The following is a 24,768-nucleotide window of genomic DNA, read 5'->3' as shown; positions in this document are numbered from 1 at the left end:
ATTCGAGAGACTCGCGAAGGAATCGGACATGCGAACAGAGCGGATTGCGCTGGGTGTGGCGCTTGCGATCGGCGGCATCGTCGCGCAGGGCGCTGCATCCGCTGAAGAGTATCGCGGAACCATGGAGCAGCAGATGGCCTGCACGCCGGATGTGTGGCGGCTGTGCAGCGACCAGATCCCTGATGTGAGCCGCATTACGGCCTGCTTGCGGCAGAACACGCCGCAGCTCTCCAGCGGTTGTCGCGCGGTGTTCCAGTCCAACAATCAGATGCCGCCGCAGCAGCAGGTTCCGGGCAATCGCGCCGCGCCGGCGCCACGTTATAACAATGCGCCACCGCCTCCGGCGAACCAGCCCCGACCTTACGACGAGGATGATTAGCGCGCTTCGGATCTGACCTCGCAGACATCGACCCATTCAGCCGCGGTCAGCTCGGCCATTCGCTCCGGCGTGATGCGCACCGCGCTATGGGTCGAGCCGGCGGCCGGCACCACCCCGTCGAACGCCTTCAGCGAGACGTCGCAATAGACCGGTAGCGGCGCCTTCAGTCCGAACGGGCAGACACCGCCGACCTCGTGGCCGGTGATCTCGGCGACCTCTTCCAGTCCCAGCATCTTCGGCTTGCCGCCGAACGCCGCCTTCACCTTCTTGTTGTCCATGCGCGAAGTGCCGGCGGCGACGATCAGGATCACGCGCTCGCCGATCCGCAACGACAGCGTCTTGGCGATCATCCCGGGCTCGACGCCATAGGCTTCGGCGGCCAACGCCACTGTGGCGGAGCTGATCGGGGATTCGATAACGGTGATGTCGGGGGCTTTTTCGGCGAAGAAATCGCGAACGGATTGAAGGCTCATTCAGGTCGGCTCATTCCAGACTTATGGGCGGGCGGCGATGCCTAAGCAATCCTTGGCAGCTCCGAGAGCGCCCGGACGCGATAATCGGGTGCAAAGCCGAGCTCGTCCATCTGAGTGCGGATCGCCTTGAACATCGTCAGCGGTGCCACGAGTTCGTTCTCGACGCAAGCCAGCGCCATCGCCTCGGGCGTCACCCGTTCGATCCAGGCAACGTTCAATCCGAACGCTTTCGCGCCCGCGACATCCCAGGGATTGGAGGAGACGAACAGCACCTCGTCCGGCGCGGTGCCGAGCACCTCTCCGATCAGCATGTAAGCTTCCGGGCTCGGCTTGAAGATCTTCTTCGCGTCGACGCTGATCGTGGCGTCGAGCAGGGCGTCGAGGCCGGAGTTGCGCACGAGCGCATTCAGCATGTCCGGACTGCCGTTGGAGAGGATGGCGAGTTTTCGCGGCTTCAGAGCCGTGAGCGCTGCCGTCGCATCCGGATAGAGATCGAGATGCAGATATTTCTCGATCACGCGCTCGAATGCCTCGTTCTCGTAAGCGAGCCCGAGCACGCGCAGCGTATAGGCAAGCGAGTCGCGCGTGATGGCTGCGAAGTCCTGGTAGCGCCGCATCAGCGAGCGCAACCAGGTGTATTCGAGCTGCTTGATCCGCCAGATCTGCGTGATGATCTCACCGTAGCCCGGAAACGCATCCTCGGTGGTCTCGGCGACCGACTGGATGTCGTAGAGCGTTCCGTAGGCGTCGAAGACAACGGCTTTGAGGCTCAATTGAGCTGTCCTCCGGGATCGTTGCGGTCCACGGACTATACAAGGCGCTGCGGTATCGATCCAAGACGGAAACGCGACTTGGACCCCTGGTTTCTAAAGCCTGACCGCGATCTTGCCGAAATGTGAGCCGGTCCGCAGGTGCGCATAGGCTTCGGCGACCTCGTCGAAACCATAGATCCGATCGACGATCGGGTGGATCGCATGTTCGGTCAGGAAGCGATTCATCGCGGCAAAGTGTTCGACCGATCCGACGGTGACACCGATGATGTCGGCATTCTCCCACTGAAGGCGCGCGAGGTCGGGCTTGGGGCCGAACCCTGTCAAAACCCCGATCTGGACGATCTTGCCACCCGAAGCGACCGATCGCAGCGATCGATCATAGGTGCCGGGACCGCCGAGTTCGAGGATGTGACTGGCCCCGGCGCCATTCGTCGCCTTCATCAGGGCGACATCCCAGTCAGGCGTCTCGCGATAGTTGATGAGGATCGAGCCGCCCAGCGCCTTGGCGCGGGCGAGTTTTTCATCCGAGGAGGATATCACGATCGCACGCGCCCCCAGCGCCGCTGCGAATTGAAGCCCGAACAGCGCGACGCCGCCTGTTCCCTGGACCAGCAGCGTGTCGCCTCTGCGCATCCCGCCCCGTGCGATGAGGCCATGAAAAGCCGTGACGCCGGCACAGGGCAGGGTCGCGGCCTCAACCGCGGACAAATGCGCCGGCACTGAGACCAGCGCAGTCGCCGGCAGCACGACATACTCAGCCAGCATTCCGTCCATCGTGTTGCCACCGAGGGATGAGGGAATATAGCTGGACTTGAATGGCCCCGAGATCCAATCGCGGAAGAACGATGCAGCGACGCGGTCCCCGAGTCGCCATTGCGAGACGTCGGCGCCGATGGCGTCAACGACACCCGCACCGTCGGAGAGTGGCACGCGGCCCTTGAGCTCGCCTTGGCCTGCACGGTCGAGGATCAGGAGGTCGCGGTAATTCAGACTTGCCGCATCGACCCGAATGCGGACCTCGCCATTGGCGGGTTCGGGTTTGCTGATTTCGACGCGCGCAAGGCGGCCAGCACCAGCATGGCCATTCAAATGGTAGGCTTTCATCGTTGCTCCCTTCACAAGTGGCATTCACTTGGACGAGCAAAGTCTGTAGGGTCTGACAGTACTGTCAGGGTCAAGAGGCTTCAGATGAAGATCGGCGAACTCTCCCGGCGGACGGGGGTCAGCGTCCGAATGCTGCGCTACTATGAAGGCGAAGGACTGCTTGCGCCGCTGCGGACGAACTCCGGCTATCGCGATTACGGCCAGGCCGAAGAGGAAACGGTGCGGCGGATCAAGGTGCTCGGCGGCGCGGGGATGACGCTCGAAACCATCAAGCGGTTACTCCCATGCGTAAGGAACAACGATCCGGCTTTCACGCCGTGCAACGAGCTGCGAAAAATACTCACGCAGCAGGTCGGCCTGATCGACGAACGTATCGAGACGCTCAGCCAAAGCCGGACAATTTTGGCGGGCTATCTGGCAAGCGTGAACTGATCGCATAACGTAGCCATCAGATTCACCGGCTCTTGGAGTTCCAGGCCTCCCGCTCGGCGAAGACGCGGCTGACCTCCGCCATGTGCTCCGTGCCCCACGTGCACAGCGGCACGAGGGCCTGAGACAGGCTGTGGCCCAAAGCGGTGAGGCTGTAGTCTACCCGCGGAGGCACTTCCTTGTAGTCGGTCCGCTTCACGAGACCATCGGCCTCCAATTCCTTGAGCTGCTGGATCAGCATCTTGTCGCTGACGTCGCGCACGGCTCGCCGCAGCTCGCCATAGCGGGTCGGCCCGCCCTGGGCGAGGAAGTACAAGATCAGCGGCTTCCACTTGCCGGCGATGACCCGCAGGGTCGCGTCGAGGCCGCAAGTGAAGCCGGGCAAAGTCGGGGTGCAGCTTTGGACAGGTGGCGAAGCCTGCGCAGGTGGAGAGATCGTGTCTGACATTTTTGGGCACTTACCAAAAGGTGCATACTTGTCGATAGGTGGGTAGGCCGCCAGCTCAGTGCAACCCTAGTGAAGGAGCACATCATGAGCAGACTACAAGGCAAGACGGCGGTGGTAACGGGCGGCGGAACCGGCATCGGATTTGGAGCGGCCAAACGGTTCATCGACGAAGGCGCGTTCGTCTATCTCTTCGGGCGGCGGCAGGAGCCGCTCGACGCCGCGGTGGCGCAGCTGGGTTCCTCGGCGCGCGCCATCAGGGGCTCGGTGACTGATATGTCCGACCTCGATCGGCTGTACGCGGCGGTGAAGGCCGAACGCGGCGGGCTCGACATCCTGTTCGCCAATGCCGGCACCGGATTGTTCGCGCCGCTCGGCGAGATCACGCCCGAGCATTACGATCAGATCTTCGACGTCAATGTGAAGGGGCTGGTGTTCACGGTGCAGAAAGCCCTGCCGCTGATGACGAAGGGGTCGTCGATCATCCTGACCGGATCGAGCACGGGGGTGATGGGGACGCCGCAGTTCAGTATCTACAGCGCGACCAAGGCTGCGATCCGCAATCTGGCGCGCAGCTGGGCGCAGGACCTGCGCGGCACCGGCATCCGCGTCAATGTGCTGTCACCGGGGCCGACCAAGACGGAGCTGGCGCTGGAGATCGTCGGCGAGGAAGCCTTTGACGCGCTCGGGAGCATGACGCCGATCGGGCGCGTGGGCGACCCGAGCGAGACGGGGGCGGTGGCCGCGTTCCTGGCGTCCTCGGACAGCAGCTTCATGACCGGCGGCGAGGTTTTCGTCGATGGAGGCTTGGCACAGGTCTGAGGCCTTCGGTCGGACGACTTCCGCCGATGCCACGAGGACGGTGCGCCCCCTCTCCCGCTTGCGGGGGAGGGCTGGGGTGGGGGTGTCTCCGCATCGGGAAAATCATCGTGTGGAGAAAGCCCCCACCCGCCACGCTTCGCGCGTCGACCTCCCCCGCAAGCGGGAGAGGTTGCAGCGAGGCTCGGCGTGATCACCGGCCAGTCTGAGCCGAACAGCATCTTGTTCTGCGGGAATAGTGAATCAACCGATGATAGAGTAGAAAGCGATCCGAGAACGCAGGCTTGAGATCGACCAATGCAAGATAATGTCGTCAGGCAACCGTTGCTGGTCGAGCTCGCCATCGAGGCGGCGTCTCGGGCGGAGCATGATAAACTTGTGACGGCGCTCGCCAAGCTTGCCGCCGAGGATCACTTGTTCATTGTGTCGCTCGATCCCGAGTCGGGGCAGGCTGTGCTGAAAGGGGTGAGCCAAGGGCATCTCGAAGGCAAAATCGATATTCTTCGCCGTGCCCATGGGATCGTCGTCAATGTCGGCGCGTGGCAGGTCGCATTGATCGAGCGCCCAACCACGCGCGCTGAGGGGGAATACACCCATAGGAAGATCTACGGCCCCAAAGGCGAGTTCGCCGCCGTGAAGCTCGGCGTCGCGCCTATCGATGCCGGAAAGGGCTTTCACTTCGAGTCAAAGGTCGACGAGGATGTGCTGCCGAGAGAGTATCTGTCTGGCGTCGAGAAAGGTCTGAGAGACGTCCTTGCTTGCGGCGTCGTTGCGGGCTTTCCGGTGGTCGATGTCGGCGTCGAACTGATTGACGCCAAATATCACGATGTCGACTCATCAGTGCTTGCCTTCGAGGTCGCGACGCGGGCGGCCTTCCGCGAAGCCCTGAAAATGGCGAAGGCGGTCTTGCTCCAACCAATCATGAAGGTCGAGGTGGTGACGCCGGGAGCATTCGCAGCATCTATCGCCGACGATTTGAAATTACGGCGTGCGCACATTCGCTTCAGGGACATCGAGAACGAGGTTGTCGCGATCGACGCAATCGTTCCGCTCATGACCATGTTCGGCTATTCGGCAAGTCTAGGCTTGATGAGCCGCGGGCGGGCGAGTTCCGCGATGCGCTTCGATCATTACGCTGCGATTGAATCACCCGAGAGCGATCCGCCGTTTCGGCCGGCGATAGGCATGCGCGCTTAAGGCCCAGCCCTTTACCGCTGCGGAGCCGCTGCAAGCGAGCAAGCGGCTCCGTCAGTTCATGGGATCGCGCCTAAATCCCCAACAGCTTTCTTGCGTTGGCCTTCAGCACCTTCGGCCGGATCTCGTCGCGGATCTCGATCTTGGCGAAATCCGACAGCCAGCGGTCCGGCGTGATCACCGGCCAGTCCGAGCCGAACAGCATCTTGTCCTGCAGGATCGAGTTGATGTAGCGCACCAGGATCGGCGGGAAATATTTCGGCGACCAGCCCGAGAGGTCGATGTAGACATTGGGCTTGTGGGTCGCGACCGACAGCGCTTCTTCCTGCCAGGGGAAGGAGGGATGGGCGAGGATGATCTTGAGGTCGGGGAAATCAGCCGCGACGTCGTCCATGTACATCGGGTTGGAATATTTCAGCCGCATCCCCATGCCACCGGGCATGCCGGAGCCAACGCCGGTCTGGCCGGTGTGGAACAGCGCGATCGCGCCACCATTGTTGATCTCTTCATAGAGCGGATAGGCCATGCGGTCGTTGGCGTAGAAGCCCTGCATGGTCGGGTGGAATTTGAAGCCGCGCACCCCGTATTCCTCGATCAGCTTGCGCGCCTCGCGCACCCCGAGCTTGCCCTTGTGCGGGTCGATCGAGACGAAGGGAATGAGGACGTCGAGATGGTCGGAGGCGATCTCCAGCATCTCCTCATTCTTGTAGCGGCGGAAGCCGGTCTCGCGCTCGGCGTCGACCGGGAAGATCACCGCGGCGATGTTCTTGGATCGATAGTAGGCGGCGGTCTCCGGCACGGTCGGCGGATGCTTGTGCGGCGACTTGAAATAGTCCGCCATCTGCGCCTGGAAGTCGTCATAGCCGTCGTCGGGATGGGTGCCGCAGGGCTCCTCGGCGTGGGTGTGGATGTCGATGGCGACGACGTCGTCGATGTTGGGCAGCTTCAGCTTCGGCATGGGTTTCCTCCCGACGGGTTGTCGAATTGATTATATGATATAACGAATTTGGCAAGGCATTGTGGGACAAGGCGTTGCAGGACAGGCGTCGTCCGCGCCAGATTGGGCCGATCCGGCCCCTTCTACTTTGCATGGGGTTGTTTTCCAGAATTTGCTGGGTGGGATCGGGGCAGTTAACATTGACATCCGGTCCTCCCATGCCTTAAGAACCGCCCCGTCCCGGGCGGTCCGTCCGCCAGCGGGAAAATCTCATTTTGCCTCATTCGCGCGTGCCGAAACGGTAGTGCCGAACACGGCCTTTCGAACGTTCAGGATTCTGCCATGAAGGTCCGTAACTCGCTGAAATCGCTGCGCGGTCGCCATCGCGCCAACCGCCTGGTCCGCCGCAAGGGCCGGGTCTATGTGATCAACAAGGTGCAGCGCCGCTTCAAGGCGCGTCAGGGCTGATTTCGCCCTGCCGGACGCCCGCGCGCGCCCCGCAAGACCACGGTCTCACACGAGTTTGACGCCGTCCCTGCTTTGCAAGGGCGGCTTTGCGCGTTTAGACTTCGACCATGGCAGTGAGATTCTTCGTCGCGCGCACCCTGTGTCTGGCTCTTGTGCTGGGAGCCGCCGGCATCGCTCCGGCGCTGGCACAGCAGATTGATCCACCGACCCCGCCCGGCAAGCAGAAGAAACTTCCGGAAGCGCCGGCCAAGCTGCCCAAGGTCGATCGCACCAAGAATCTCGATTTCCTGTTCGGCGCGCTGAAAGCTGCGCCCGACGAAGCCAGCGCCAAGCATGTCGAGGCGCGGATCTGGGCGATCTGGATCCAGACCCCGAGCGACACCGCGGCGCTTTTGATGGCGCGGGCCAAGACCGCGGTCGACGCAAAGAAGATCGAGGTCGCGATCAAGCTGCTGGATTCCGTCGTCAAGCTGAGGCCCGACTACATCGAGGCCTGGAATCGTCGCGCGACGCTCTACTACATGCAGAACGATTATGGCCGTTCGCTCGCCGACATTCGCGAGGTGTTGATCCGCGAGCCCCGCCATTTCGGCGCGCTCGCAGGCCTCGGCATGATCATGCAGGAGGTCGGTGACGAAAAACGCGCACTCGAGGCCTACCGCAAAGCGCTCGCCGTCAACCCGCACCTCGAGAAGATCCCCGACCAAGTCAAGGCGCTGACCGAGAAGGTCGAAGGCCGCGATATTTAGCGGACAAGTCGATCATTGCTCGAGCGAATGCGGCGCAAGCCGATTAACCACGACGACACGCGCCGCGTCACAAGGGGTATGGGTGGCACCGCCGCAGGCCTACCTTGATGGCGGGAGCACAGCCATGAAGCGTTTGATCTTTGCAGGTACATTGCTGTTGGCGTCGGGCACGGCGAGCCTCGCCGACGGACTGTTCTGGGTGGTCGGCAACCGCGCCACCGGAAAATGCAACATCGTGACCAGCAATCCCGTGATCATCGGCGACGTCTGGTTCGGGGACGGTCCCTACAAATCGAAGGCCGACGCCAAGCTTGCCCGTTCGACCATCCGCGCCTGTCCCGCACCCACGCCTGACGAGGAAAAGGACGAGGACAGCACGAACTAGGTCGACAGCAACCTAGTGCAAAACGCTGCCTTCGCGCTCGGCGAGGCCGCGATCGACTGCGGCGGCGTAAGCCTTTGCAAGCTCCGTCTCGAGGTGCTCGTTGATCAGCAGCAGCGCGCGCACGGCACCGCGCAGGTCGCCGTGGCAGCTTGCCACGATCTCGTCGATCGCAGTGTCCTTGGATCTCAGGCTCATCGAAATTCTCCGGTTCAAATCAGGATAAATCCTGCCGGTCTTTCCCGCATCCCCGAGGGTTGCGAGCACGATCGGCGCCCACCCGCGTCTAAATGGCGGAACCGACCGTGGCGATTATAAGGAAGCCGCGATGACGACGGCATGAAGCTGTTTCGAAGCCTGCGTGCTGCGGGGAGCGGTATTGATTTCGTTGCGTTTTTTCCGCTTGAATTATGCACATATCCACAGCCCCGGTATTTCAAGTGGAGCGCGGGGGCTCCCCGGGCGAAACTGCCGCCCGCAAGCCACGTAACTGCCCTGTGCCCTGGATCGCCCGGATTCCATCCATGATCGTGATGTCAGTCGTGACCGCGCTGCTTGTGCTGGCGCTGGTCACGCAGGCCGGCGTCCTCGCTGTGCAACGCGCCTTTCCACTGCAAGGCCGGATGATCGAGGTCGATGGTGCCGTGCTTCACCTTGTCGATATCGGCCCGCGCGATTCGGACTTGCCGGTCGTGATGCTGCACGGCGCGAGCTCCAACCTCGAGGCGATGCGGCGGCCGCTCGGCGATCTCCTCGCCAGGAACCATCGCGTCATCCTGATCGACCGTCCCGGCCACGGCTGGAGCACGCGGGCGCGGCGGCAGGATTCGACGCCGGAGGTCCAGGCGCGGATGATCGATGAGGCGCTCGGCAAGCTCGGGATCGATCGCGCGGTGTTCGTGGTGCATTCCTGGAGCGGCGCGCTCGGCGCACGGTTGGCGCTCGATCATCCCGGCCGCGTCGCGGGCCTTGTGATGCTCGCGCCGGTCACCCATCCCTGGCGCGGCGGCGTCGGCCGCTACAACGAGATCATCGCAACGCCCGTGATCGGCCCGCTGCTCGCCTACACCATAACCCTGCCGCTGGGCTACTTCCTGAGCGAGCCCGGCGCGCGCAACGTCTTCCTGCCGCAAATGATGCCGGATGGTTTCGTGCAGGACTCCGCGACGCCGCTGCTGCTGCGCCCGCGCGAGTTCATCGCCAATGCCTATGATCTGGTGACGCTGAAGCAGGCGGTGGCCGCGCAAGCTCCGCGCTACGGCGAGATATCGGCGCCGGTCACGATCATCGCCGGCGAGCCCGACAAGACAGTGAAGACCGCCATTCACGCGCGCCCGTTCGCCGCCACCGTGCAGAATGCCAAGCTGATCGTGCTGCCCGATCTCGGCCACATGGTGCAGAACGCGGTGCCCGATCTGGTGAAGACCGAGATCGAGGCGATGATCGGGAAAATCGTCCCGGCGCAGGCGGCCGCCGATTAGCGGCCGCCGTTCGCACGCTTACTGCTTGATCTTCCCGTCCTTGTCGAACTGCGACACATAGGCCCAGAGATTGTTGATCTCGGTCTCGTTCTTGATGCCGGCGAACGCCATCTTGGTGCCGGGGATCTTGGCCTTGGGGTCCTTGATGTATTCCTTGAACACGGCCTCGTTCCAGGTGATGCCGGAATTCTTGTTGGCGTCGGAATAATTGTAGTCCGGCGCGGTGCCGGACTTGCGGCCGTCGAGGCCGTTGAGCTCGGGGCCGACCTTGTTCTTGGCGCCTTCGCCGATCGCGTGACAGGCCAGGCATTTGTTGAACGACGACTTGCCGGCCGCGGCATCCTGCGCCATCGCGGCGGGTGCGGTGGCAATCGCGGTGAGGATGGTCAATGCGCCAAAAATCAGTTTTGTCATCGGGTGCTCTTCGTCTCTTCCCTGGGGGCTGGTTAGTTGCATGCCTGATCGGCAATGGTCGGACCCGCCGGTTTTGGCAGGCCTGCTCGGATTGGACAAGCCGCCAAACCATGGCAGGTTTCACGATTTCCTACTTGTCCCAGAGCGAACTCGCGCAAGATCGTCGATCCGACTTTCGGATGGCCTACCCAAACCACCGCGGACGTGGTTGATTTACCGCGACAAATCGATCGTGCGGCCTCGGCCGGAACGACATGCCATGAAGGAAATGTTATGGCCATCATGATGCCCGCGAGTGACCAGGCCGTGCTCGCGCGCCGCGCCGAAATCGTGGCTGCATTGCGCGCAATCGTACCGGGCGAAGGCGTGATCGATACGCCTGCCGAGATGCGGGCCTATGAATCCGACGGATTGACGGCCTATCGGCAGCCGCCGATGGTCGTGGTGCTGCCCGACACGACCGAGCAGGTTTCGCTCGTCCTGAAATATTGTGCAGGGCAGGGCATCAAGGTGGTGCCGCGCGGCTCCGGCACCTCGCTGTCCGGCGGCGCGCTGCCGCTGGAAGACGGCGTGCTCCTGGGCCTCGGCAAGTTCAAGCGCATCCGCGAGATCGATTTCGACAACCGCGCCGTCGTCACCGAGCCCGGCGTCACAAACCTCGCCATCAGCCAAGCCGTCGCCCATGCCGGGTTCTACTACGCGCCGGATCCGTCCTCGCAGATCGCCTGCTCGATCGGCGGCAATGTCGCGGAGAATTCCGGCGGTGTGCACTGCCTGAAATACGGCATGACCACCAACAACGTGCTCGGCTGCGAGATCGTGCTGATGAGCGGCGAGATCCTGCGCATTGGCGGCAAATCGGCGGAGAACTCCGGCTACGACCTGATGGGCGTCATCACCGGCTCGGAAGGCTTGCTTGGCGTCATCACCGAGATCACGGTGCGGATCCTGCAAAAGCCGGAGACGGCGCGCGCGCTGATGGTCGGATTCGCGCAAGTCGAGGCGGCCGGCGAATGCGTGGCGCGCATCATCGGCGCCGGCATCATTCCCGGCGGCATGGAGATGATGGACAAGCCGGCAATCCACGCCGCGGAAGCCTTCGTCCATGCCGGCTATCCGCTCGACGTCGAGGCCCTCCTCATCATCGAGCTCGACGGTCCCAAGATCGAGGTGGACGAGCTGATCACGCGGGTCGAGACGATTGCGAACGCTTGCGGCTCGACCACCTGCCAGATCTCGACCTCGGAGGCCGAGCGCAATCTGTTCTGGGCCGGCCGGAAAGCCGCGTTCCCCGCGGTCGGCCGCATCTCGCCGGACTATCTCTGCATGGACGGCACCATCCCACGCGGTGCGCTGCCGAAGGCGCTGGCGCGCATCCGCGAGCTATCGGAAAAATACCAGCTTGGTTGCGCCAACGTGTTCCATGCCGGCGACGGCAATCTGCATCCGCTGATCCTCTATGACGCCAACAAGCCCGGCGAGATCGAGCGCGCCGAAGCCTTCGGCGCCGACATCTTGCGCGCCTGCGTCGAGTTCGGCGGCGTGCTCACCGGCGAGCACGGCGTCGGCATCGAGAAGCGCGATCTGATGCCGGAGATGTTCAGTGAGATCGACCTCAACCAGCAGCAGCGCCTGAAATGCGCCTTCGATGCGCAAGGCCTGCTCAATCCCGGAAAGGTGTTTCCGACCCTGCACCGCTGCGCCGAGCTCGGCCGCATGCACGTCCACGCCGGCAAGCTGGCGTTTCCCGACATCCCGCGTTTCTAGCGTCGCCTCGCTGCAGCGCGCCAAATTTGATTTTCGCTGCAAACTTCGTTACCCGCTACAGGCGTGGATACGCTCAAGGTCAGAGACGCCAAAGACGTCGAAGAGGTGGTGCGCGCGGCGATTGCCAATGAGCAACCGCTCGAGATCATCGGCCATGGCTCCAAGCGTAGTATCGGTCATGCGATGGCGACCAACGCCGTGCTCGACGTCTCCGCGCTGAATGCCATCACCGCCTACGAGCCCAACGAACTCATTGTCACGCTCCAGGCCGGGGCGCCGCTGGCCGACGTGCTGTCGCTGATCGATGCCAAAAACCAGCAATTCGCCTTCGAGCCGATGAACACCGCGCCACTGCTCGGCACGCCGGTATCAGGCACCATCGGCGGCATGATCGCGGCTGGCCTGGCCGGTCCGCGCCGGATCAAGGCGGGCGGGGCGCGCGACCATCTGCTCGGGGCGCATGCCGTCTCGGGTTTCGGCGATAGCTTCAAGACCGGCGGCAAGGTGGTGAAGAACGTCACCGGCTACGACCTCTGCAAGCTTCTCGCGGGTTCCTGGGGCACGCTGTCGGTCATGACGGAAGTCACGCTGAAGGTGATGCCGAAGCCGGAGGCCGAGCGGACGCTGTTGCTGCGCGGCCTCGACGATGCCGCCGCCAACAGGGCGATGACCGCGGCGCTCGGCTCGCCCTTCGACGTCTCCGGTGCCGCGCATCTGCCGACATCGGCGTTCCGGACCAAGACCGAAGGTCTCGGCGATATCGCGGGCCAAAGCGAGGCGCTGACCGTGCTGCGGCTCGAAGGCATTACCGCCTCGGCCGCCCACCGTGCCGGCTCGCTGCGCGAATTGCTGGCGCCGTTCGGAACCGCAACGCTGGTCGAGGACACGGTGTCAGCGGCGCTATGGACCACGATCCGCGACGTCCTGCCGTTCGCGGCTGACGGCGCGCTGGGGGCCTGGCCGGTCTGGCGGATCGTCTGTCCGCCGGCGTCGGGCGCGGCGCTCGGGACGCTACTGGCGCGCGAGACCGACGGCGAATTGATCTACGATTGGGGTGGTGGACTGATCTGGGCGGCGTTGCCACCGAAGCCGGACGCGCATGCCTCGGCCGTGCGCGAACGTGCGAATGCGGCCGGCGGGCACGCCACGCTGATCCGGGCGGCCGAGGACATCAGGCGCACGATCGATGTATTCCACCCGCAAGCCGCTGGCCTTGCCGCGTTGAGCGAGCGGGTCCGCGCCAGTTTCGATCCGAAGACCATCCTCAACCGGGGCCGGCTGACGCGGGACGCTTGCTGAATGAAGACCGAATTCTCACTCGCGCAGCTCGCCGATCCCGACATCGCGGAAGCCGACAAGATCCTGCGCGCCTGCGTCCATTGCGGCTTCTGCACCGCAACCTGTCCGACCTATGTGCTGCTTGGCGACGAGCTCGATAGCCCGCGCGGCCGCATCTATCTGATCAAGGAGATGCTGGAGAAGGACCAGACGCCGACGGCCGAAGTGGTCAAACATGTCGACCGCTGCCTGTCGTGCCTGGCCTGCATGACGACCTGCCCCTCGGGGGTGAATTACATGCATCTGGTCGATCAGGCCCGGGTCAGGATCGAGCAGCGTTACGAGCGGCCGCTGGCCGAGCGGCTGCTGCGCCGGGTGCTGGCCTTCGTCCTGCCGGACCCGCAGCGTTTCCGCGCCAGCATGTGGCTGGCGCGGCTGGCCCGCCCGCTGGCCGCGTTGCTGCCGACGCCCCGGCCGTCGGCGACACCAGGCCTGATCCTGCGCCTCAAGGCGATGCTGGCGCTGGCGCCGGACCGGCTGCCGCCACCGGGGCCCGCCGCCGGCAGTGTGTTCGCGGCACTCGGCAAGAAGCGCGGCCGGGTCGCGCTGCTCCAGGGCTGCGCCCAGCAGGTGCTGGCGCCGCGCATCAACCAGGCCGCCATCAGTCTCCTCACGCGCCACGGCATCGAGGTCGTCCTCGTCAGGGACGAGCAGTGCTGCGGCGCGCTGACCCATCACCTCGGCAACGACCAGGACGCATTAGGGCGGGCTCGCGCCAATGTCGCGGCGTGGCGCGCGGAAGCGGCCGGCGAGGGGCTCGACGCCATCCTGGTGACCGCGTCCGGCTGCGGCACCGTGATCAAGGACTACGGCTATCTTCTGCGCGAGGACGCTGCGTTTGCCGCCGATGCGGCGAAGGTCTCCGCGCTCGCCAAGGACATCACTGAATACGTCGCCGGCCTTGGACTCGTGGCCACCACGCGACAGGACAACATCGTCGTCGCCTATCACTCTGCGTGTTCGTTGCAGCACGGGCAGAAAATCACGGGCCTTCCGAAAGAATTGCTTTCCAATAATGGATTCGTGGTGAAAGATGTGCCGGAGAGCCATTTGTGTTGCGGTTCGGCGGGGACTTACAACATTCTCCAGCCCGAGCTTGCGGGCCGGTTGCGCGATCGCAAGGTCGCCAACATCGCGAGCGTCAAGCCGGACATGATTGCCGCAGGCAATATCGGCTGCATGGTGCAGATTGCCAGTGGCACGTCAGTTCCGGTCGTACACACGATTGAGCTTCTCGATTGGGCTACGGGCGGGTCGCGGCCGGCATTGAACGCGCAAGACTGAGCTTTCGAAGACTGAGCTTTCGAGGGCTGAGCTTTCGTCCAGAGGTGACGGCTGAAGACGCTCGGATCGACCATTGTTCGGCGGCAACAGGAGGACCACGATGGCGAAAGCGAAGAAGAAAAAAAGCAAGAAGGCCAAAAAGGCCAAGCAAGCGGTAGCGGCGAAGAAGACCTCAAAGAAGGCAGCCAAGAAGTCCGCGAAGAAGTCTGCCAAGAAAGCCACAAAGAAATCTGCCAAGAAGGCCGCGCCGAAGAAGGCCGCCAAGAAGTCGGCCAAGAAAGCCGCTAAGAAGGCTGCCCCTAAGAAGGCCGCCAAGAAGGCTGTGAAGAAAGCGGCGCCGAAGAAGGCGAAGGCAGCTCCCGCGCCGAAGCCGTCAACGCCGGCAGCTCCGGCTCCCGAGCCCGCCGCCGAGACAAGCTGGGCGATGCCTTCGTCTTCTGCGGACACGACCCCAGCCGAAGGACAAGGTTAGGTCCAAGGTTAGGCCCAAGATTAGGCCAAAGGCTGGATCCAATCCGACGACCATGATCGACGACAGGAAGGCCGCAGCGGCGATGCTGCGGCCTTTTTGCGTCGGGGCGACGGCCGCGAGGGATGGTCTCGTCGGGAAGCGGCCTGATTCGTGGCGCGGGCAGCACGGTACCGCCGGACCCGTACTAACCCGGACCGTCCGGTGCACTTTGGAGTGCAAATAATGTGGTCGAGAAGACACACAGGCTGACAACCTTTCGTGGAATCGTTCGAACGCCCAAAAAGTCGGCAGATGCCCGCGTTTTTTGCTTCTCGGTTTACGCCACTCCATCCAGATTGTCGCGGTTACGAAATTTTGCAATCAGGTCGTGCGTTCCGGGGGCTTCCGGGATCCGGCTGGGGTCTTAGAACTGGTGATGGGGATCGAAATGAAAAAAGTGGCTTTGTTGGCAACGGCGCTGGCAATGGTGACGGGCTCGGCTTTCGCGGCAGACATGCATGTGAAGGCACTGAAGGCCCCGCCGGTGGTTGCATTCGATCCCTGGGATATCGCCTTCGGCGGCGCCATCATGAGCGACTACATCTTCCGCGGCGTCACGCAGTCGAACCACAAGCCGTCGGTCGCGGCCTATTTCGAGCCGCGCTACAACGTCAACAAGGACCTCCAGCTCTACGTCGGCGTCTCCGCGGAGAGCATCTCCTTCGCCAATCGCGCCGCTGCTGAAGTCGATATCTACGGCGGTATCCGCCCAACCTTCGGCGCCTTCGCCTTCGACATCGGTGTCTGGGGCTACCTGTATCCGGGCGGCAGCTGCGCCGACAACGTGCTCACCGGCGGCATTCCCGGCGGCAACGTCTGCGGCGTCAGCACCACCACGATCTTCCTCGCCGACGGCAACGTCATGAAGAAGGACGTCAGCTTCGTCGAAGTCTACGGCAAGGTGAACTACACCATCAACGACAGCTTCACGGTCGGCGCGACCGAGTACTACTCGCCGAACTTCCTGAACTCGGGTGCCTGGGGCAACTACGCTTCGTTGACCGCCAAGTACACGGCGCCCAGCACGGCCTTCGGTCCCTCCGGCATGGGCATGTACGTGTCGGGTGAGTTCGGCCGGCAGTGGTTCGGTACTTCGGACGCCTTCTACGGCACCGGCGTCGGCACCGTTTTCGCCAACGGCATCCCCTACAAGGACTACAACACCTGGAACATCGGCATCGGCTTCACCTACAAGGTGTTCACGCTGGACCTGCGTTACTCCGACACCGACCTGAACAAGGGTGATTGCAACGCCTTCACCAGCGCCTTCAACGCCACCGGCACCACCAACGTCACCGCGATCAATCCCGGCGGCGCTGGCTCCAACTGGTGCGGCGCGGCCGGCATTGCCAAGCTGTCGTTCGACCTGACGGCGATGAGCAACCTGAAGTAAGCTTCTTCCCGAAGCGACTTGATTGAGGGCGGCAGGGCAACCTGCCGCCCTTTTGCTTTGGGCGCGTGGGGCGCAGGCCGGGGGGCTGCATCGTTCGAGACGCCTCCGGCGGCTCCTCACCATGAGGGGGCACGGATTTCAGCGCGCGGACAGACCTCATCCTGAGGGCCCGCCAAAGGCGGGCGTCTCAAAGGATGGCCGCAACGAAGGCCCAAGCCTCAGGGAATGGTCGAGCCGCCTCAGCGTGCCGCGCTCGGCTCCTTCTCGACCGGCACACCACCGTCACCGAGGACGTGGATCGCGCCGTGCTTCACCATCGTCACCTTGCGGGTATGGAAGGCTTCCAGCGTCGAGCGGTGGCCGATCGAGACGACGGTGGCCTGTGGCAGCTTCTCCGCCAGCAACCGGTACAGGCGGGCCTCGGACGGCTCGTCCAGCGAGGCCGTGGCCTCGTCCAGGAACAGATAGTCCGGCGCATGCAGCAGCGCGCGGGCGAGCCCGAGGCGCTGCTGCTCGCCCAGCGACAGCATCCGGTTCCAATGACCGTCCTCCTCAAGCCGCTCGGCGAGGTCGGGCAGCCCGACCGCGATCAGCGCGTCCCTGACGCGTGAGGTTTCGAACGCGCCCGGCGCGGCCGGGTAGACCACCGCATCGCGCAGCACGCCGACCGGGAAATAGGGGCGCTGGGGCAGCATCATCAGCTTCGCTTTTTCCGGCACGAAGATGCTGCCGGTGCCGAACGGCCAGATGCCGGCGATGGCCCGGAACAGCGTCGACTTGCCGGAGCCCGACGGTCCGGTCACCAGCACCCGCTCGGGCGTCTGGACGGAGAAGGCGTCGGCGGCGACCAGCGGCGTGCCGCTCGGCAGGTTCACGCAGAGCTGTTCGAGGGCGATATTGCGATTGCCGCCGGCGGCCTTGAGGGCAATCGCAGGCTCGTGCGGCGGCAGGTGCGCGGCCGCATCGACCGACATCTCGAAGCCGTCGAGGCGGGCGACGATCGAGCGCCATTCCGCCAGCGATCGGTACGCCGTGACGAAGAACGACAACGCGCCCTGTACGCTCGAGAAGGCGGAGGCGGTCTGCATCATGTCGCCAAGCTGGATCTTCTTGGCGAAGAAGGCCGGCGCCACCAGCACGTAGGGAAAGATCACGGCGGCCTGCTGATAGCTCGCGGTGAACGCGGTGAGGCGCTTGGTGCGGCTCATGATGGCGTACCAATTGCCGATCACGAAGCCGAAGCGCTCCAGCAGCCGGCCGCGCTCGGCGCCTTCGCCCTTGAGCAGCGCGATCTGCTCGGAATTTTCGCGGACACGGACGAGATTGAAGCGGAAGTCGGCTTCATAGCGCTGCTGCTCGAAATTGAGATTGACCAGCGGGGCGCCGATCCAGTGCGTCAGCGCCGTGCCGAAGATCGCGTAGACCAGCGCGCCCCAGCACAGATAGCCGGGGATCATGAGATCGGTGCCGAACAGGTGCAACGGCGCGGCGTTGGAAAGCCCCCAGAGGATGATCACGAAGGAGAACAGCGTCACGATCGACGAGAGCAGGCCGAGCCCGATGGTCAGGGTCTGCTCGACGAAGTTCTTGACGTCCTCGGTGATGCGTTGGTCCGGGTTGTCGGCCGCATCGCCCTTGAGCTGCATGCGGTAGTGGGTAGCGCCTTGCAGCCATTCGCCCAGATAGTGCCGGGTCAGCCATTGCCGCCAGCGGATCTGAAGCCACTGGTTCAGGTATAGCTTGTAGACCGCCAGCGCGATGAAGGCGGAGGCGAGGCCGATGAAGATCCAGATCTCCCTGACGAAACTATCCCAGTCGCTTGCCTGCAGTGAGCTGTAGAACCGGTTCTGCCATTGATTGACCAGGACGTCGATCGCGACCAGCGCCAGCTCCATCGCGATGACGGCGGCGAGCAGGCCGCGGCCAGCCCATTTGTCCTCCGACCGGAAATACGGGGCGGCGATTCGCCAGACAATCGCGAGCGTGGCGCTGATGTTCTTCACAGAGCTCTGTCTCCTGAGGGGATGTGCACAACTGCCCGGGCCAAAGACCTGAGACGATGGCGGAAATCGGCGCGCTTAGACTAAAGTCGCAAGTCCTGCAATTTGCGTTGGCTTGTCGCAGCTTGCAACCCTAGCATGGGCTCATCGGCGCGGGGTGGGGGCCTCCGGGATTTCGCGAGCTTGTGAGCGGACGGGAACCGCTGCATTCGCGAGGAATTCGCGTCCAGCTCGGGGGTTATCGCTTCAGCGTCAAGCAGGATCGGCTGTCCACGCGGGCCGCCTGCAGCACACATGCGTGGGGGAGGAAGATCATGTGGAATCAAGTTTATGACCCGTTGCACAGCCCCGTGCTGTCGACGATCGCGGCGGCAGTCCCTGTCGTCACATTGCTGGTCCTGATCGCGAGCGGCCGCGTCCAGGCTCATATCGCGGCGGTCATCGCCGTGATCGTGGCCAATTTGATCACGATCTTCGTCTTCACCATGCCGGCGAACATGTCGATCCGCGCCTCGGTGCTGGGCATCGTCACCGGCTTCTTCCCGATCGGCTGGATCGTTCTCAACGTCATCTTCCTCTACCAGGTAACGGTCACCACCGGACGCTTCGAATTGCTCAAGCGCGCGGTCGGCGGCGTCACCGAGGATCGGCGGCTGCAATTGCTGCTGATCGCGTTCTCGTTCGGCGCCTTCTTCGAAGGCGCTTCGGGCTTCGGCACGCCGGTCGCGATCACGGGCGCCGTCCTGATCGGCCTCGGCTTCTCGCCGCTTGCAGCAAGCGGCCTGTCGCTGATCGCCAACACCGCGCCGGTCGCCTATGGCGCGCTGGGCACGCCGATCCAGGGCCTTGCCTCGGTCACCGGCCTCGACCCCTACATCCTCGGCGCGATGGTCGGCCGGCAATTGCCGTTCTTCTCGCTGATCGTGCCGTTCTGGGTGGTGTGGGCGTTCGCGGGCTGGAAAGGCATGAAGGACGTCTGGCCGGCGATCCTGGTCACCGGCGTGTCGTTCGCGGTCCCGCAATTCGTGATCTCGAACTACGTCAATCCCTGGATCGTCGACATCGGGGCGTCGCTGATCTCGATGGGGGCGCTGATCCTGTTCCTGAAGGTCTGGCAGCCCAGGCAGCTCTGGCTGTCGCCGGCGCTGCGCGGCCGCGATGAATCGGCCGCCACCATGGCCGCGGCAAAACCGATGGACAAGACGCCGCTGACGCAGAGCGAGCTGTTCAGCGCGCTGCTGCCGTGGATCATCGTCTGTATCGTGATGCTGATCTGGGGCAATGGTGGATTCAAGACCTGGGCAAACTCGATCTTCACCTGGAGCTATCCCGTTCCCGAGCTGCATCAGATGATCAACAAGATGCCGCCGGTCGCGCCAGGGCCGACGAAAGAGAGCGCGGTGTTCGGCTTCACCTATCTCTCGTTCACCGGGACCGGCATGCTGATTGCCGCGATCATCTCCGGCTTCCTGATGGGCGTCGGGCCCGGCAAGCTCTTGATCCAGTACGGCCGCACCATCCGGCTGTGCGCAATCTCGCTGATCACGATCTCGGCGATGCTCGCGATCGGCACGCTGACGCGGCTCTCCGGCGTCGACGCGACGCTCGGCCTCGCCTTCGCTGCAACCGGCGTGCTCTATCCCTTCTTCGGCACGCTGCTCGGCTGGTTGGGCGTAGCGCTGACGGGATCGGACACCGCCTCCAACGTGCTGTTCGGTAACCTGCAGAAGATCACCTCCGAGCAACTCGGCCTGTCGCCGATCCTGATGGGCGCGGCGAACTCGTCCGGCGGCGTGATGGGCAAGATGATCGATGCGCAATCGATCGTGGTCGCGTCCACCGCGACCAACTGGTACGGCCATGAGGGCACCATCCTGCGCTTCGTGTTCTGGCACTCGATCGTGCTGGCCTGTCTCGTCGGTGTGCTCGTGACGCTGCAGGCCTATGTCTATCCGTTCACGGCGATGGTGCTGAAGTAGCAGGCCACGCGCGGCTTCAAGCCAAATCCCCGCTTGGTTGCTCCTCGCGGGGATTTTTGCGTGGCGCATGGGCGAACCTTCTCAACGGCGCCGCCGTCTTATAGAAGGTGCCGCAAATCAGGTCGGTCGAGAGGTCTCATGGTTTCGTTCAGGCAGACGGTGTGTGCGGCGGTTGCAATGCTCGCGATGTCCACGCTCGCGCGTGCGGAGGACGGTTTTCCGTTCGGCACCGAGATGACGCTGGAGGCACTGCCGCAACCGGGCTCGAAACGGATTCCGAACATCGAGATCGGCGATAATGGTGAGGTCGTGCTGGAGCTCTGGTGCAAGGGCGGCAAGGGCCAGTTCTCGGTCGCCGGCAACACCGTGATCTTCGTTCCCGGCCAGATCCAGGACCGCTCCTGCCCGCCGGCGCGGGCCCAGGCCGACGACGATCTCGTTGCAGCCTTGGGCAGCGTCGAGACCTGGAAGCGCCAGGGCGACGTGCTGACGCTCGTCGGCCCCAAGCCGCTGCGCTTCCGCGTCAACGGCAATTAGCCAACGCTGTCATTCCCCGCGACCCGGCTACGCAAGGCTTCGCCGCGGTTGAGGTCCAGGGGCGCCGAAGCTTTAGCGTAGGCGGCAGGCGGGGAATCCAGTACGCCGCGGCTTCTCGAGTCATCAAAACCGTCTCGGAGTACTGGATCGCCCGGTCAAGCCGGGCGATGACCGAGAGTTGATGTGCGGGCTACATCACTTCCACACCGACTTGTCGGCGTCCCAGCGCTGGCCCTTCAGCTCCTTGGCGAGCGCCTCGACCGAACCGTTGTCATCGGGCTGATCGCCTTCCTCGTCGGCGGTGGCTTCGTCCGAGAGATTGAGCTTGGCGCCGCTGCTCTCGTCGGTGGTCGTGGTCGCGGGACTCCCGACCCAGAGCATGAGCTTGTCGGTCGTGCCGGGCTTGTCGGGCGAGACAAGGCCCGCGACCTCGATCGTGTCGGTGAGCTCGAGCGCGGGAAAATCCTGGTTCGGGCGCTTGAACACCAGCTTGAGCTTGCCGGTCGCCGGGTTGAAGCTTTGCGAGACCGGCTTTGCCGCGAGCGTCCTGCTCAGCACGCCAGCCACCGCGGCCGCGAGCTTGTCGCGGTTGATCTTGTCGCCCTCGCGCCAGTCGGCGGCGGCAATGCGGATGGTGCGGTCCATCTCGGTCATGCCCGCGGTCCAGCCCGCGGCGGTGACGCCGGGCGTCGCCTTGAATTTTGCCAGCAGCGCGCCGGCGCGCTCCGGATCGACCGACATGTTGATGGTCTGCTCGCCCGCGCGCAGCGCGTCGCAGCCGACGGTGAGGCTCGCCAGCGTCACCTCGACGTCCTGGCCCTTCAGGCTCTTCAGGAACTCGGTCGCGGCATCCAGCTTGACCTTGACCGCGATCGCTTCCGGCGAGACGTCGGTGAAATCCTTCGGCTGCGGCGTGATTCCGTCGTCGGAGGTCTGGTTGTCGAGGAATTCCTTCTCGCTGAGATCGGAATTGTCGGGCGAGGTGACCTCGGTCACGGCTTGGCCAATGCTGATCTGGCCGCGGAATTCGAACGTGTCTCCCGCCTGTTTGCGCAGCAGCTTGACGGTGACCGGCGCCTTCGCACCCAAGCTCAGCGTCGTACCCGTCAGGTTCTGGCCCGCGACCTGGAGATTGACGACGAAGCGGTCCTTGCGGTCGGAATTCTTCGCGACGGGATAGCAGACGTCGAGCACGGCTGCGGTGACGGTCTTGCCCTGGCGTGTCTCCTTCAGGATCACGTCGGCATTGCCGTCCATCAGCCCGTCGATCGAGGTGAAATAGCGCGTCTCGACGCCGCCCGGCGCCGTGGCCTTCGGCGCCAGCTTCATCTGGGCGGATGCGACCTCAGGCGAAACTGCAAGCAGAGCCGCCAACAAAACCGTCGGGCAAACCAGAAGCGCGCGCATCGACGAAATCCCCAGGCAATGGGGCATGATCCGGAAAAATGTGAAGCGGTCTTCCGTTGAGATCATGCCCAAACAATTCGAATCGGGCGTCACCGTAGTGGGTTTTGGCCGCCGGTTGAATTGGAAAGCACGGGGCATGATTGCCAAAAAAGAAGGCCGCCCGGAGGCGGCCTTCGCAACACTGTGGGCTGAGGATCGGCCTTAGAAGCCGCCCATGCCGCCACCGGCCGGCATGCCGGGCGCGGCGTCCTTCTTCGGCGACTCGGCAACCATGGCCTCGGTGGTCACCAGCAGGCCGGCGATCGAGGCGGCGTCCTGGAGCGCGGTGCGCACCACCTTGGCAGGGTCGATGATGCCCTTCTCGACCATGTCGACATACTCCTCGGTCTGGGCGTCGAAGCCGAAGGTCTCGGACTTGTTCTCCAGGATCTTGCCGACGACGATCGAGCCTTCCACGCCCGCGTTCTCGGAGATCTGGCGGATCGGGGCTTCCAGCGCCTTCAGCACGATGTTGATGCCGGCCTGGACGTCGGCATTGGCGTTGGTGAGACGGCCGACCGCCTTCTTGGCGCGGAGCAGCGCGACGCCGCCGCCGGGAACGATACCCTCCTGCACCGCGGCGCGGGTGGCGTTGAGCGCGTCTTCGACGCGGTCCTTCTTCTCCTTGACCTCGATCTCGGTGGCGCCGCCGACGCGGATCACCGCGACGCCGCCTGCGAGCTTGGCGAGGCGCTCCTGGAGCTTCTCACGGTCGTAATCCGAGGTGGTCTCCTCGATCTGGGCCTTGATCTGGCCGACGCGGGCCTCGATCTCCGGCTTCTTGCCGGCGCCCTTGACGATCGTGGTGTTCTCCTTGTCGATCACCACCTTGCCCGCGCGCCCAAGCATCTTCACCGTGACGTTCTCGAGCTTCATGCCGAGATCTTCGGAGATCAGCTGGCCGCCGGTGAGGATCGCGAGGTCCTCGAGCATGGCCTTGCGGCGGTCGCCGAAGCCCGGCGCCTTGACGGCGGCGACCTTCAGGCCGCCACGGAGGCGGTTGACGACCAGGGTGGCCAGCGCCTCGCCCTCGACGTCCTCGGCGATGATGACGAGCGGCTTGCCCGACTGCACCACGGCTTCCAGCACCGGCAGCATGGCCTGCAGGCCGGACAGCTTCTTCTCGTGCAGGAGGATGTAGGCGTCCTCGAGCTCGGCGGTCATCTTCTCGGGGTTGGTGACGAAGTAGGGTGACAGATAGCCGCGGTCGAACTTCATGCCCTCGACGATGTCCACCTCGGTGTCGAGCGACTTGTTCTCCTCGACGGTGATGACGCCCTCGTTGCCGACCTTCTGCATCGCCTGCGCGATCATCTTGCCGATGGCGGCGTCGCCGTTGGCCGAGATGGTGCCGACCTGGGCGACCTCGGAGGAGGCGGCGACCGGCTTGGCGCGCTTCTCGATGTCCTTGACGACGGCCGCGACCGCGATGTCGATGCCGCGCTTGAGGTCCATCGGGTTCATGCCGGCGGCAACCGACTTGGCGCCTTCGCGTACGATAGACTGCGCCAGCACGGTCGCGGTGGTGGTGCCGTCGCCGGCGAGGTCGTTGGTCTTGGAGGCGACCTCACGCACCATCTGGGCGCCCATGTTCTCGAACTTGTCCTCGAGCTCGATCTCCTTGGCGACGGTGACGCCGTCCTTGGTGATGCGGGGCGCGCCGAACGACTTCTCGATGAGCACGTTGCGGCCCTTCGGGCCGAGCGTCACCTTGACGGCGTTGGCGAGAATATCGACGCCGCGCAGCATGCGATCGCGCGCGTCTCCGGAAAACTTGACGTCTTTGGCAGCCATGGTCTGCAATTCCTCTTGTTTCGTGATGTGTCTTGCTTATTGGGCCGCCTCATTCCGGGGTCCGCGATCGAACCCGGCGGAATGATGCATGCCCGGATCGAGTGACCCGGGCATGCATTCAGCGGCCGTTCAGGCGTTTGGCCTTAGGCCATCACGCCCATGATGTCCGACTCCTTCATGATCAGGAGCTCATCGTTGTCGATCTTGACCTCGGTGCCCGACCACTTGCCAAACAGCACACGGTCGCCGACCTTGAGGTCGATCGGGATCAGCTTGCCGGCCTCGTCGCGGCCACCGGGGCCGACGGCGACGACTTCGCCCTGGGACGGCTTTTCCTTGGCCGTGTCCGGAATGATGATGCCGCCCTTGGTCTTTGACTCGGCGTCGATACGTTTGACCACGACACGGTCATGCAGCGGACGAAATTTGGATTTAGTCATGACGTTTCCCTTTGGAGGCTCGTTTCGGAAGGAGTGAAAGTGGGCGGGCGGCGCTTCCGTCCACCCTTCCCGAGGATCGATCGGCGCGCGTTAGCAATCCATCTTTCAGAGTGCTAATGGTGCGTCCGGGAATATGGCTTGGCCGCGATCCTGTCAAGCAAAGGTGGTTAAGCGATTGGTGAGACGGATATAGGATGGTGACATTGGAAACTTGTTCGGGGCGCCGGCGTAT

Annotated in this window: 27 protein-coding genes; 16 read left to right on the top strand and 11 right to left on the bottom strand. The window is 63.8% G+C overall.

Translation table 11 applies throughout. The features are described from left to right. Window positions 1-28: 28 nt before the first annotated feature. A complete protein-coding gene (locus AC0L3J_RS12330) occupies window positions 29-379 on the top strand; it encodes a hypothetical protein (RefSeq protein ID WP_473287926.1) in 351 nt (116 codons plus the stop codon). Here the strand turns inward: AC0L3J_RS12330 and AC0L3J_RS12325 are convergent. The 3 genes from AC0L3J_RS12325 to AC0L3J_RS12315 all read right to left on the bottom strand — a co-directional run bounded on the left by AC0L3J_RS12325 (window position 376) and on the right by AC0L3J_RS12315 (window position 2,729). Further along, on the bottom strand, window positions 376-852 hold the full coding sequence (locus AC0L3J_RS12325; protein ID WP_473347149.1) for a YbaK/EbsC family protein: 477 nt from the start codon (window positions 850-852) through the stop codon (window positions 376-378). The genes AC0L3J_RS12330 and AC0L3J_RS12325 overlap by 4 nt on opposite strands. Window positions 853-893: 41 nt before the next feature. Continuing rightward, window positions 894-1,625 (bottom strand): haloacid dehalogenase type II, encoded by a 732-nt coding sequence (locus AC0L3J_RS12320; RefSeq protein ID WP_473347148.1) that lies wholly within the window; start codon window positions 1,623-1,625, stop codon window positions 894-896. 93 nt (window positions 1,626-1,718) lie between these two features. Then, window positions 1,719-2,729, bottom strand: coding sequence for a zinc-dependent alcohol dehydrogenase family protein (locus AC0L3J_RS12315; RefSeq protein WP_473347147.1), 1,011 nt, complete (start codon window positions 2,727-2,729; stop codon window positions 1,719-1,721). Window positions 2,730-2,813: 84 nt separating this feature from the next. Between AC0L3J_RS12315 and AC0L3J_RS12310 the strand changes: the two genes are divergently transcribed. Next, window positions 2,814-3,161, top strand: coding sequence for a MerR family transcriptional regulator (locus tag AC0L3J_RS12310; RefSeq protein WP_473347146.1), 348 nt, complete (start codon window positions 2,814-2,816; stop codon window positions 3,159-3,161). Window positions 3,162-3,183: 22 nt separating this feature from the next. Here the strand turns inward: AC0L3J_RS12310 and AC0L3J_RS12305 are convergent, their stop codons facing one another. Next, the gene (locus AC0L3J_RS12305; protein WP_473347145.1) at window positions 3,184-3,606 is read right to left on the bottom strand and encodes a winged helix-turn-helix transcriptional regulator; all 423 of its coding nucleotides are present in this window, start codon (window positions 3,604-3,606) and stop codon (window positions 3,184-3,186) included. Between the two features lie 84 nt (window positions 3,607-3,690). Between AC0L3J_RS12305 and AC0L3J_RS12300 the strand changes: the two genes are divergently transcribed. Then, window positions 3,691-4,425: an SDR family NAD(P)-dependent oxidoreductase gene (locus tag AC0L3J_RS12300; protein ID WP_473347144.1), complete on the top strand. Its 735-nt coding sequence runs from the start codon at window positions 3,691-3,693 to the stop codon at window positions 4,423-4,425. 294 nt (window positions 4,426-4,719) lie between these two features. Next, on the top strand, window positions 4,720-5,619 hold the full coding sequence (locus AC0L3J_RS12295; RefSeq protein WP_473347143.1) for a translation factor GTPase family protein: 900 nt from the start codon (window positions 4,720-4,722) through the stop codon (window positions 5,617-5,619). 70 nt (window positions 5,620-5,689) lie between these two features. Here the strand turns inward: AC0L3J_RS12295 and AC0L3J_RS12290 are convergent, their stop codons facing one another. Continuing rightward, window positions 5,690-6,574: an amidohydrolase family protein gene (locus AC0L3J_RS12290; protein WP_027565452.1), complete on the bottom strand. Its 885-nt coding sequence runs from the start codon at window positions 6,572-6,574 to the stop codon at window positions 5,690-5,692. Window positions 6,575-6,895: 321 nt separating this feature from the next. Here AC0L3J_RS12290 and ykgO point away from each other — a divergent pair, with 321 nt between their 5' ends. The 3 genes from ykgO to AC0L3J_RS12275 all read left to right on the top strand — a co-directional run bounded on the left by ykgO (window position 6,896) and on the right by AC0L3J_RS12275 (window position 8,155). Beyond that, window positions 6,896-7,021: a type B 50S ribosomal protein L36 gene (gene ykgO, locus AC0L3J_RS12285; RefSeq protein WP_006611362.1), complete on the top strand. Its 126-nt coding sequence runs from the start codon at window positions 6,896-6,898 to the stop codon at window positions 7,019-7,021. A 107-nt stretch (window positions 7,022-7,128) separates the two neighbouring features. Next, the gene (locus tag AC0L3J_RS12280) at window positions 7,129-7,770 is read left to right on the top strand and encodes a tetratricopeptide repeat protein (protein WP_473347142.1); all 642 of its coding nucleotides are present in this window, start codon (window positions 7,129-7,131) and stop codon (window positions 7,768-7,770) included. Between the two features lie 124 nt (window positions 7,771-7,894). After that, the gene (locus AC0L3J_RS12275) at window positions 7,895-8,155 is read left to right on the top strand and encodes a hypothetical protein (protein ID WP_007596971.1); all 261 of its coding nucleotides are present in this window, start codon (window positions 7,895-7,897) and stop codon (window positions 8,153-8,155) included. 12 nt (window positions 8,156-8,167) lie between these two features. On the opposite strand, the gene AC0L3J_RS12270 is transcribed toward AC0L3J_RS12275, so the two are convergent. Next, window positions 8,168-8,350 (bottom strand): hypothetical protein, encoded by a 183-nt coding sequence (locus AC0L3J_RS12270; RefSeq protein WP_007596968.1) that lies wholly within the window; start codon window positions 8,348-8,350, stop codon window positions 8,168-8,170. Window positions 8,351-8,676: 326 nt separating this feature from the next. Here AC0L3J_RS12270 and AC0L3J_RS12265 point away from each other — a divergent pair, with 326 nt between their 5' ends. Continuing rightward, the gene (locus AC0L3J_RS12265) at window positions 8,677-9,633 is read left to right on the top strand and encodes an alpha/beta fold hydrolase (RefSeq protein WP_473347141.1); all 957 of its coding nucleotides are present in this window, start codon (window positions 8,677-8,679) and stop codon (window positions 9,631-9,633) included. A gap of 18 nt (window positions 9,634-9,651) precedes the next feature. On the opposite strand, the gene cycA is transcribed toward AC0L3J_RS12265, so the two are convergent. Beyond that, window positions 9,652-10,047 (bottom strand): cytochrome c-550 CycA, encoded by a 396-nt coding sequence (gene cycA / locus AC0L3J_RS12260; RefSeq protein ID WP_456767691.1) that lies wholly within the window; start codon window positions 10,045-10,047, stop codon window positions 9,652-9,654. Window positions 10,048-10,320: 273 nt separating this feature from the next. Between cycA and AC0L3J_RS12255 the strand changes: the two genes are divergently transcribed. The 5 genes from AC0L3J_RS12255 to AC0L3J_RS12235 all read left to right on the top strand — a co-directional run bounded on the left by AC0L3J_RS12255 (window position 10,321) and on the right by AC0L3J_RS12235 (window position 16,340). Next, complete coding sequence (locus AC0L3J_RS12255) at window positions 10,321-11,814, top strand: FAD-linked oxidase C-terminal domain-containing protein (protein ID WP_007596965.1); 1,494 nt, start codon at window positions 10,321-10,323, stop codon at window positions 11,812-11,814. 63 nt (window positions 11,815-11,877) lie between these two features. Then, window positions 11,878-13,113, top strand: coding sequence for an FAD-binding protein (locus AC0L3J_RS12250; protein ID WP_473347140.1), 1,236 nt, complete (start codon window positions 11,878-11,880; stop codon window positions 13,111-13,113). Beyond that, window positions 13,114-14,436, top strand: a complete 1,323-nt coding sequence (glcF, locus tag AC0L3J_RS12245) for a glycolate oxidase subunit GlcF (RefSeq protein WP_473347139.1) — start codon at window positions 13,114-13,116, stop codon at window positions 14,434-14,436. It begins immediately after the preceding gene. A gap of 100 nt (window positions 14,437-14,536) precedes the next feature. Further along, window positions 14,537-14,908, top strand: coding sequence for a histone (locus tag AC0L3J_RS12240; protein ID WP_473347138.1), 372 nt, complete (start codon window positions 14,537-14,539; stop codon window positions 14,906-14,908). A 427-nt stretch (window positions 14,909-15,335) separates the two neighbouring features. After that, window positions 15,336-16,340 carry a TorF family putative porin gene (locus AC0L3J_RS12235; protein WP_473347137.1) on the top strand — a complete coding sequence of 335 codons (1,005 nt, stop codon included), beginning with the start codon at window positions 15,336-15,338 and terminating at the stop codon, window positions 16,338-16,340. A gap of 239 nt (window positions 16,341-16,579) precedes the next feature. Here AC0L3J_RS12235 and AC0L3J_RS12230 read toward each other — a convergent pair whose 3' ends face one another. Beyond that, entirely contained in the window at window positions 16,580-18,343 is a 1,764-nt protein-coding gene (locus AC0L3J_RS12230) for an ABC transporter ATP-binding protein/permease (RefSeq protein WP_473347136.1), read from the bottom strand. Window positions 18,344-18,654: 311 nt separating this feature from the next. Between AC0L3J_RS12230 and AC0L3J_RS12225 the strand changes: the two genes are divergently transcribed. Both AC0L3J_RS12225 and AC0L3J_RS12220 read left to right on the top strand, forming a co-directional pair. Beyond that, window positions 18,655-20,319, top strand: a complete 1,665-nt coding sequence (locus AC0L3J_RS12225) for an L-lactate permease (protein WP_063993974.1) — start codon at window positions 18,655-18,657, stop codon at window positions 20,317-20,319. Window positions 20,320-20,457: 138 nt separating this feature from the next. Further along, window positions 20,458-20,856, top strand: coding sequence for an META domain-containing protein (locus AC0L3J_RS12220; RefSeq protein WP_007614988.1), 399 nt, complete (start codon window positions 20,458-20,460; stop codon window positions 20,854-20,856). A gap of 195 nt (window positions 20,857-21,051) precedes the next feature. Here the strand turns inward: AC0L3J_RS12220 and AC0L3J_RS12215 are convergent, their stop codons facing one another. Then, entirely contained in the window at window positions 21,052-22,263 is a 1,212-nt protein-coding gene (locus AC0L3J_RS12215; protein WP_473347135.1) for a hypothetical protein, read from the bottom strand. Window positions 22,264-22,288: 25 nt separating this feature from the next. Here AC0L3J_RS12215 and AC0L3J_RS12210 point away from each other — a divergent pair, with 25 nt between their 5' ends. After that, window positions 22,289-22,468 carry a hypothetical protein gene (locus AC0L3J_RS12210; protein ID WP_473287944.1) on the top strand — a complete coding sequence of 60 codons (180 nt, stop codon included), beginning with the start codon at window positions 22,289-22,291 and terminating at the stop codon, window positions 22,466-22,468. Here the strand turns inward: AC0L3J_RS12210 and groL are convergent. Further along, window positions 22,465-24,096 carry a chaperonin GroEL gene (groL, locus tag AC0L3J_RS12205; protein ID WP_027520435.1) on the bottom strand — a complete coding sequence of 544 codons (1,632 nt, stop codon included), beginning with the start codon at window positions 24,094-24,096 and terminating at the stop codon, window positions 22,465-22,467. The genes AC0L3J_RS12210 and groL overlap by 4 nt on opposite strands. A gap of 143 nt (window positions 24,097-24,239) precedes the next feature. Beyond that, a complete protein-coding gene (locus AC0L3J_RS12200; protein WP_007596954.1) occupies window positions 24,240-24,536 on the bottom strand; it encodes a co-chaperone GroES in 297 nt (98 codons plus the stop codon). Window positions 24,537-24,768: the final 232 nt, after the last annotated feature.

Source organism: Bradyrhizobium sp. Kon37 (assembly GCF_055807535.1).
This window is presented reverse-complemented; position numbering and strand designations above follow the sequence as displayed.

Coding starts and splice junctions, on each gene's coding strand:
- AC0L3J_RS12330 (WP_473287926.1), top strand. CDS start 29: ATGCGAACAGAGCGGATTGCGCTGGGTGTGGCGCTTGCGATCGGCGGC.
- AC0L3J_RS12325 (WP_473347149.1), bottom strand. CDS start 852: ATGAGCCTTCAATCCGTTCGCGATTTCTTCGCCGAAAAAGCCCCCGAC.
- AC0L3J_RS12315 (WP_473347147.1), bottom strand. CDS start 2,729: ATGAAAGCCTACCATTTGAATGGCCATGCTGGTGCTGGCCGCCTTGCG.
- AC0L3J_RS12310 (WP_473347146.1), top strand. CDS start 2,814: ATGAAGATCGGCGAACTCTCCCGGCGGACGGGGGTCAGCGTCCGAATG.
- AC0L3J_RS12305 (WP_473347145.1), bottom strand. CDS start 3,606: ATGTCAGACACGATCTCTCCACCTGCGCAGGCTTCGCCACCTGTCCAA.
- AC0L3J_RS12300 (WP_473347144.1), top strand. CDS start 3,691: ATGAGCAGACTACAAGGCAAGACGGCGGTGGTAACGGGCGGCGGAACC.
- AC0L3J_RS12295 (WP_473347143.1), top strand. CDS start 4,720: ATGCAAGATAATGTCGTCAGGCAACCGTTGCTGGTCGAGCTCGCCATC.
- AC0L3J_RS12290 (WP_027565452.1), bottom strand. CDS start 6,574: ATGCCGAAGCTGAAGCTGCCCAACATCGACGACGTCGTCGCCATCGAC.
- ykgO (WP_006611362.1), top strand. CDS start 6,896: ATGAAGGTCCGTAACTCGCTGAAATCGCTGCGCGGTCGCCATCGCGCC.
- AC0L3J_RS12280 (WP_473347142.1), top strand. CDS start 7,129: ATGGCAGTGAGATTCTTCGTCGCGCGCACCCTGTGTCTGGCTCTTGTG.
- AC0L3J_RS12275 (WP_007596971.1), top strand. CDS start 7,895: ATGAAGCGTTTGATCTTTGCAGGTACATTGCTGTTGGCGTCGGGCACG.
- AC0L3J_RS12270 (WP_007596968.1), bottom strand. CDS start 8,350: ATGAGCCTGAGATCCAAGGACACTGCGATCGACGAGATCGTGGCAAGC.
- AC0L3J_RS12265 (WP_473347141.1), top strand. CDS start 8,677: ATGATCGTGATGTCAGTCGTGACCGCGCTGCTTGTGCTGGCGCTGGTC.
- cycA (WP_456767691.1), bottom strand. CDS start 10,047: ATGACAAAACTGATTTTTGGCGCATTGACCATCCTCACCGCGATTGCC.
- AC0L3J_RS12255 (WP_007596965.1), top strand. CDS start 10,321: ATGGCCATCATGATGCCCGCGAGTGACCAGGCCGTGCTCGCGCGCCGC.
- glcF (WP_473347139.1), top strand. CDS start 13,114: ATGAAGACCGAATTCTCACTCGCGCAGCTCGCCGATCCCGACATCGCG.
- AC0L3J_RS12240 (WP_473347138.1), top strand. CDS start 14,537: ATGGCGAAAGCGAAGAAGAAAAAAAGCAAGAAGGCCAAAAAGGCCAAG.
- AC0L3J_RS12235 (WP_473347137.1), top strand. CDS start 15,336: ATGAAAAAAGTGGCTTTGTTGGCAACGGCGCTGGCAATGGTGACGGGC.
- AC0L3J_RS12225 (WP_063993974.1), top strand. CDS start 18,655: ATGTGGAATCAAGTTTATGACCCGTTGCACAGCCCCGTGCTGTCGACG.
- AC0L3J_RS12220 (WP_007614988.1), top strand. CDS start 20,458: ATGGTTTCGTTCAGGCAGACGGTGTGTGCGGCGGTTGCAATGCTCGCG.
- AC0L3J_RS12215 (WP_473347135.1), bottom strand. CDS start 22,263: ATGCGCGCGCTTCTGGTTTGCCCGACGGTTTTGTTGGCGGCTCTGCTT.
- AC0L3J_RS12210 (WP_473287944.1), top strand. CDS start 22,289: ATGATCCGGAAAAATGTGAAGCGGTCTTCCGTTGAGATCATGCCCAAA.
- groL (WP_027520435.1), bottom strand. CDS start 24,096: ATGGCTGCCAAAGACGTCAAGTTTTCCGGAGACGCGCGCGATCGCATG.
- AC0L3J_RS12200 (WP_007596954.1), bottom strand. CDS start 24,536: ATGACTAAATCCAAATTTCGTCCGCTGCATGACCGTGTCGTGGTCAAA.